Origin of the sequence: Streptomyces sp. MnatMP-M17, from assembly GCF_900091995.1 — a bacterium.
In the GTDB taxonomy this organism is placed as follows: domain Bacteria; phylum Actinomycetota; class Actinomycetes; order Streptomycetales; family Streptomycetaceae; genus Streptomyces.
Genome location: NZ_FMDK01000068.1, coordinates 1 through 6032 on the forward strand (window position 1 = coordinate 1; position 6032 = coordinate 6032).

Sequence of the window (6032 nt, forward strand, 5' to 3'; positions counted from 1 at the left end):
CCAGGGGGGGCGGGCCGCGAGCCGCGAGGCCGCGATACGGATCGCCAGCGGCAGGAAACCGCACGCCGCGACCACGTCCAGCGCCGCCTTGCGCTCCGAGGTGACGCGCTCCTCGCCGACGATCCGGGTGAAGAGCTGGAGCGCCTCCTCCGGCGACATCACATCGAGGTCCACGAGATGCGCGCCGGCCAGATCGACCATCCGTACCCGGCTGGTGACCAGTGCCGCGCAGCCTTCCGTACCGGGCAGCAGCGGGCGGACCTGCGCGGCGTCGTGCGCGTTGTCCAGCAGGACGAGGATGCGCCGGCCGTCGAGCGTGGAGCGGTAGAGCGCGGAGCGTTCGTCCAGCGAGTCGGGGATGTCGGCGTCGGGCGTGCCGAGCGCCCGCAGGAACGCGCCGAGGACGGTCTCCGGCTCCGCCGCGCGCGTACCGGCGCCCTGGAGGTCCACGTACAACTGTCCGTCCGGGAAGTGCGATCGCGCCGCGTGCGCGACATGCACCGCCAGCGTCGTCTTGCCGACACCGCCGATGCCCGCGAGCGCCGAGACGGCCATCACGGATCCGCCGGCGGCGGCGAGCCGGTCGCCCAGCTCCCGTACGAAGGAGACGCGGCCGGTGAAGTCCGGCACCGTGGCCGGGAGTTGGGCGGGCCGCCGGACGGCGTGGACGGGCGCGGGCTCCTCCACCGGCCGTGCCAGTTCCGCGTCGGCCTGGAGTATGCGCTGCTGGAGCTGGGAGAGCTCCGGGCGCGGGTCGACGCCCAGTTCGTCGGCGAGCAGCCGCCGGGTGTCGGCGTACGCGGCGAGCGCCTCCGCCTGCCGGCCGCTGCGATAGAGGGCGAGCATCAGCAGCTCGCGGAGGCGTTCGCGGAGCGGATGCGCGGCGGTGAGCGCGGTCAGTTCGGAGACGGCCTCCGCGTGCCGGCCGACCTCCAGATCCAGATCGAGCCTGGTCTCGGTGAGCTGGAGACGCCACTCCTCAAGCCGGGTGCGCTGGTTGTCGGCGTACGGGCCCGGTACGGAGGCGAGCGCCTCGCCGTCCCACAGGCCGAGCGACTTGTTGATCAGCGTACGGGCCAGATAGCGGTCGCCGGCCGCGCGCGCCTTGTCCGCGTCCGCGGCCAGCTCCTGAGCCATGTTCAGATCGAGGGAGCCGGACGGCGTCCGCAGGGCGTAACCGCCGGCCTCGGTGATCAGTACACCGGGACTGAGCACCTTGCGCAGGCGCGAGGCGTATGTCCGTACGGTGGCGAGCGCCTGCGAGGGCGGTTCGTCGCCCCAGAGCGCGTCGATGAGCTCATTGGCGGTCGCGGTGCGGCCGTCGCGCATCAACAAAACGACGAGCAGGGCACGTTGCTGAGGTGATCCGGACGGCAGCGTCTCGCCGCCGCGCCAGGCGCGAACGGGCCCGAGAACGCTGAAACGCAGTTCCGCGGTGTCCCCCCGCACCTCCGGAGCCCGCTGCTCCGGTACGCGCGGCCCGCCGTCACGGTCCATAGCTCCCCCTGCTCCCGGTGCTGCCGGTATCGCCCTCGACAGTCTGCCTTGTCGGAGGCGGATGCGTCAGCAGTGAGTAAGGGTCTGCACAAGGCTGCGACAGGATCGGGACGGCACGCGCCGGGCAGGCGCCGGCGCCGCCGTCGGCCTGATCCGGACGAGAGGCTTCAGCGGCGGTTGAGCCGACGGGCCAGCGGCCGTCAAGCCGGTGGGCCAGCGGCCGTCAAGCCGACGGGCTAGTGGCGGTCGAGCCAGATCACGATCCCGGTCAGGTCGTTGAGCACGGCCGCGACGCCCGCCCTGATGGCCGCCGCGCAGCGCTCGGCGGTGAACGAGCCCGGATCGTACGTCGAGGACGCGCCGAGCCCTTCGCCGCGGAACGACGCACCGGACCAGTCGACCGCCGTGACGTTGTGGGTGGGCTCGGCCAGCTCCGCGCCCACGACGAGGAACCGCTGTTCCAGGTGGTTCGGAGTGACCGTCGCGAGCGGGTCGATCAGGTCGTTGCCCGCGCTGACGATCAGGTCGGGGCCCGACTCGCGGGCCCTGGTGATGCTGGGAATGAGGTCGTGCGGGCCGTCGGCGACCACCGTTCTGAGGTCGACGTGCTCCTCCTCGGCCCAGTCCTCGACCGCCTTCACCAGGGCCTTGGTCGGGCGGTCGTCGCCGGAGGTGAGCAGCACCACGCGGTAGTCCTCCGACGGGCGGACCTCGCTCCAGGAGCCGGGCCGCGGTGTGACGGTCGACTCCGGCGCGGGCGTGGCGGAGGGAGCGAGGAATCCCGGGCCGAGAGTGCCGATGGGAGTGGGCTTGGGATGCGGCTGGGACCAGTCGTCGCCAGAGCTGCATCCGGTGACCAGCGCGGCGACCGCGGCCAGCGTGGCAGCGGCCCGAAGCGGGGTGCGCAAGGCGATCTTCCTCCGAGTGATGGTGGATAGTGCGCCTACATCCTCCTATCCCAGGTTCTGCCGTCTTCATCCATGGGTGTCGTTCTAGAGGTTGTTTTTCCGTTCTTCGCCGATGGGTCGTGCCGTGTTCATCCGTGACATGGACCGTGCACAGGCAACCTGAAGGAGCCACTCCACATGTCACAACCGGTCCGCCGTGCCCTAATTCTGATCACCGCGGCGGTGATCGCTCTGCTGAGCGCCGGTCCGGCGCTCGCCCATGGATTCACCTCGGTCGTGTACGCGCACGTCACCGCAGGCGAAGAAGGTCATATACGGACGAAACTTGAGCTGGAGTACGACCTCTTCGTCGTGTCCGCCGCCGACTCCGAGGGCGACGATCCTCTCTTCCGTACGGGAAACGCCGCGTTCGAGGACGGTGACACCGCCGCGCAGGCCGCCGCGCTCAACGCCCACGCCACGTCGGCCGTCTCGTATGCCACCAAGCGCTTCTCGGTCACTTCGGGCGGCAAGGCCTGCACACCGGCACAGTCCGGCGACTTCACGATGGGCCGGCGGGAGGGCGTACCGTACGCCGGTCTGCTGCTCGACTGGGCCTGTCCTGAGGGCGGTGGCGATCCCGAGGTACGCAGCGGGCTGTTCCCGGACTCCGAGACATATGTCAAGGGCACCAAGACGATCGTCACGTACGAGATCGACGGCCGCTCGGGCAGTGCCGCGCTCGACGCGGAGCATCCGTCCTTCTCGATGGGTCAGTCGTGGTACGAGCGGTTCTGGGAGTTCTTCCGGCTGGGTGCCGAGCATCTGCTGGGCGGGATCGACCACATCCTGTTCCTGCTCGCGCTCATCGCCGGGTCACGACGGCTGCGTGAGATCGTGCTGGCGGCCACCAGTTTCACGCTGGCTCACTCGGTGACGTTCATGCTCGCCGCGCTTGGCGTGGTCGATGTGCCCGCGAGTGTTGTGGAGCCCGTCATCGCGCTGTCGATCGCCGTGGTCGCCGGCTGGTACCTCTGGCGGGTCTGGCGGCGCGGCGGCCATGCCGCCGATCTCGACCTCGAAGAGGCGGCGGGACGCGGTCACTTCAGCCTGGACCGTGCGGGCTGGATCCGCCTGGGCGTCGTGTTCTGCTTCGGCCTCGTACACGGTCTGGGCTTCGCGGGCGCGCTGGGAATCGACGAGGCGTGGTCATGGACGCTGCTGTGGTCCCTGCTGGTGTTCAACGTCGGTATCGAGGCCGTGCAGTTGGCCATCATCGCCCTTGTCTTCCCGCTGCTGACCGTGCTGCGTCACCGTGCGCCGACGGCCGGCCTCTGGGCGACCGGCGCGATTTCCGCGGGTGTGTCCGTCATGGGACTGGTGTGGTTCGTGCAGCGGGTGTTCGGGCTGTGAAACCGGAACGGCGGGCCGTGAAACCGGAACAAGGCCCTTCGGAAGTGCAGAAGTTCAACTGGCCCGAAGGTTCCATCTATGTCCGGTTCACCCGCGACAGAGACCTTGAGGGCCCTGTTACATGCACCCATGTGGGTAAAAGGAACGTAAACTGATGACATTGAGACCTTCGGCACAGGCCCCCGGGCTTGTGCGACGCCGTGTGGCCACAGGGGCCGCCGCGGCAATCCTGAGCCTGTCCGTGGCTCTCGGTGGAGGCCTGGCGTCTCCCGCCGCCGCCGCTGACCCCGCCGCGCTCACCGGTATCATCCTCGGTGTAGGCGCCAACGAGTCCCAGCGCACGGTGACCTGGTACTCCTCAGCTGACACCGCGCAGAAGCTCCAGGTCGCCCCGACCGCCGAGCTCGTCAACGGCGAGTTCCCGGCCGGCGCCGCCTCCTTCGACGCCATCGGCGGTGCGAACATCGCGACCAGTGGCGGCTTCAACCGCCACGCGACGATCACCGGCCTGAAGGAGAAGACGCAGTACTCCTACCGCGTCGGCACCGAGGGCAACTGGTCCTCGCCGTACTCCTTCAAGACGCAGGACTTCGAGGGCGACTACGACTTCCTGTTCTACGGCGACCCGCAGATCGGCGCCTCCGGCGATGTCGCCAAGGACCAGGCCGGCTGGCAGGACACCGTGGACGTCTCGCTGGCGGCCAACCCGAACGCCGAACTCCTGGTGTCCGGCGGCGACCAGGTCGAGACCGCCAACACCGAGTCCCAGTGGAACGCCTTCCTCGCACCCGACAAGCTCCGTCAGTACCCGTGGGCCGCCACCATCGGCAACCACGACGTCGGCGGCAAGGCGTACGAGCAGCACTTCTCCACCCCGAACACGGACCGCTCGGCCCCGCTGTACTCCAACGGGAACCCGGCGTCCAACACGTCCGGCGGTGACTACTGGTACATCTACAAGGATGTGCTGTTCATCAACCTGAACAGCAACAGCTACGCCACCTCCCAGGGCGGCGGCGGTGACGCGGCGCACATCGCCTACGTGACCGACGTCATCAACAAGCACGGCTCCGAGGCCAAGTGGAAGGTGCTCACGTACCACCACGCGATTTACTCGCCGGCCGACCACGCCAAGGACAACGACAACAAGGTCCGCCGCGTCGACTTCCCGACCACGTTCTCGAAGCTCGGTGTCGACCTGGTGCTCCAGGGCCACGACCACAGCTACTCGCGCAGCTACCTGATCAAGAACGGTGAGAAGGCGAACCCGGCCGAGCAGCCCGGCGCCGCCGACGTGTACGCCGGTCCCGGCGGTGTCCTCTATGTGACGGGCAACTCCGCCTCGGGCTCGAAGTACTACGACATCACCAAGCCGGACAGCAGCGGCACGAGCGGCGCCGGCAACGGTGCGGACCCTCTGAACCCGAACAGCTACTGGTACAACTCGGTCCAGAACCAGGAGCACGTCCGCACCTACGTCAAGGTCCAGGTGCGCAACGACAAGCTCGTCGTCGAGAACGTCCGCAGCGGCACCTGCGCCGCTCCGAACGCCGCGGTGGAGAAGGGCAGCTGGTGCAACAACACCCCGGAGGGCCAGCCGGTCGGCTCGCTCGTCGACAAGGTGACGGTGCACCCGTACCACGGTGACGGCCAGGACCTCCAGGTCAACGTGCCGAACGCCGCTCCGGGCGAGTTCGGCTGGACGATCGACGGCTACAACGGCCTGGTGGACCTCGGCACCGCCGAGGAGACCAACGGCGACCACTTCGAGGCGGACGGCAAGATCAACCCGATCGTCGTCTCGGACAGCCGCCGCTCGCTCGCTCCCTGGTCGATCTCGGCCAACGTGAGCGACTTCAAGGACGCCGGCAAGACGTTCTCCGGCTCCTACCTCGGCTGGACGCCGCGCGTGCTCGTGAACGGCGCGGGCTCCAAGGCCGGCCAGTCGGTGGCCTCCAGCTATGTCGACCAGGGCCAGGGCCTCGCCATCTCGCGCGGTCTCGGTTCGGCCGACCAGGGCCACTCGCGTGGTACGGCCAAGCTCGGCGCCGACCTGGATCTGCGGATCCCGGACAGCGTCGAGAAGGGTGGCTACCGCGCCACTCTGACGATCACCGCGCTCAGCAGCTGATCAGATCTGATCAGTCGGCCGACTGACTGATCCGCTCAGCCGGCCGAGTAGCTGATCGGACCCGTTTCACCCGGCGGGGCAGGCGCCGTCCGGTGCCTGCCCCG

At 69.1% G+C, this 6032-nt stretch carries 4 protein-coding genes; 2 read left to right on the forward strand and 2 right to left on the reverse strand.

Going from position 1 to position 6032, the window contains the following annotated elements; translation table 11 throughout:
• Together GA0115259_RS03660 and GA0115259_RS03665 are read right to left on the reverse strand one after the other, a co-directional pair.
• On the reverse strand, positions 1-1497 hold a 1497-nt coding region (locus GA0115259_RS03660), incomplete at its 3' end, for an AfsR/SARP family transcriptional regulator (RefSeq protein WP_176732419.1).
• A gap of 236 nt (positions 1498-1733) precedes the next feature.
• A complete protein-coding gene (locus tag GA0115259_RS03665; RefSeq protein WP_093590724.1) occupies positions 1734-2405 on the reverse strand; it encodes a type 1 periplasmic-binding domain-containing protein in 672 nt (223 codons plus the stop codon).
• Positions 2406-2582: 177 nt separating this feature from the next.
• On the opposite strand from GA0115259_RS03665, the gene GA0115259_RS03670 reads away from it, so the two are divergent.
• Positions 2583-3797, forward strand: coding sequence for a HupE/UreJ family protein (locus GA0115259_RS03670; protein ID WP_093590727.1), 1215 nt, complete (start codon positions 2583-2585; stop codon positions 3795-3797).
• A gap of 154 nt (positions 3798-3951) precedes the next feature.
• Entirely contained in the window at positions 3952-5928 is a 1977-nt protein-coding gene (locus tag GA0115259_RS03675) for a purple acid phosphatase family protein (RefSeq protein WP_093590730.1), read from the forward strand.
• The last annotated feature ends 104 nt before the right edge of the window (positions 5929-6032 follow it).

Bases quoted from the DNA above. Each gene is read 5' to 3' on its own strand.
- GA0115259_RS03670 (WP_093590727.1), top strand. From the start codon at position 2,583: ATGTCACAACCGGTCCGCCGTGCCCTAATTCTGATCACCGCGGCGGTG.
- GA0115259_RS03675 (WP_093590730.1), top strand. From the start codon at position 3,952: ATGACATTGAGACCTTCGGCACAGGCCCCCGGGCTTGTGCGACGCCGT.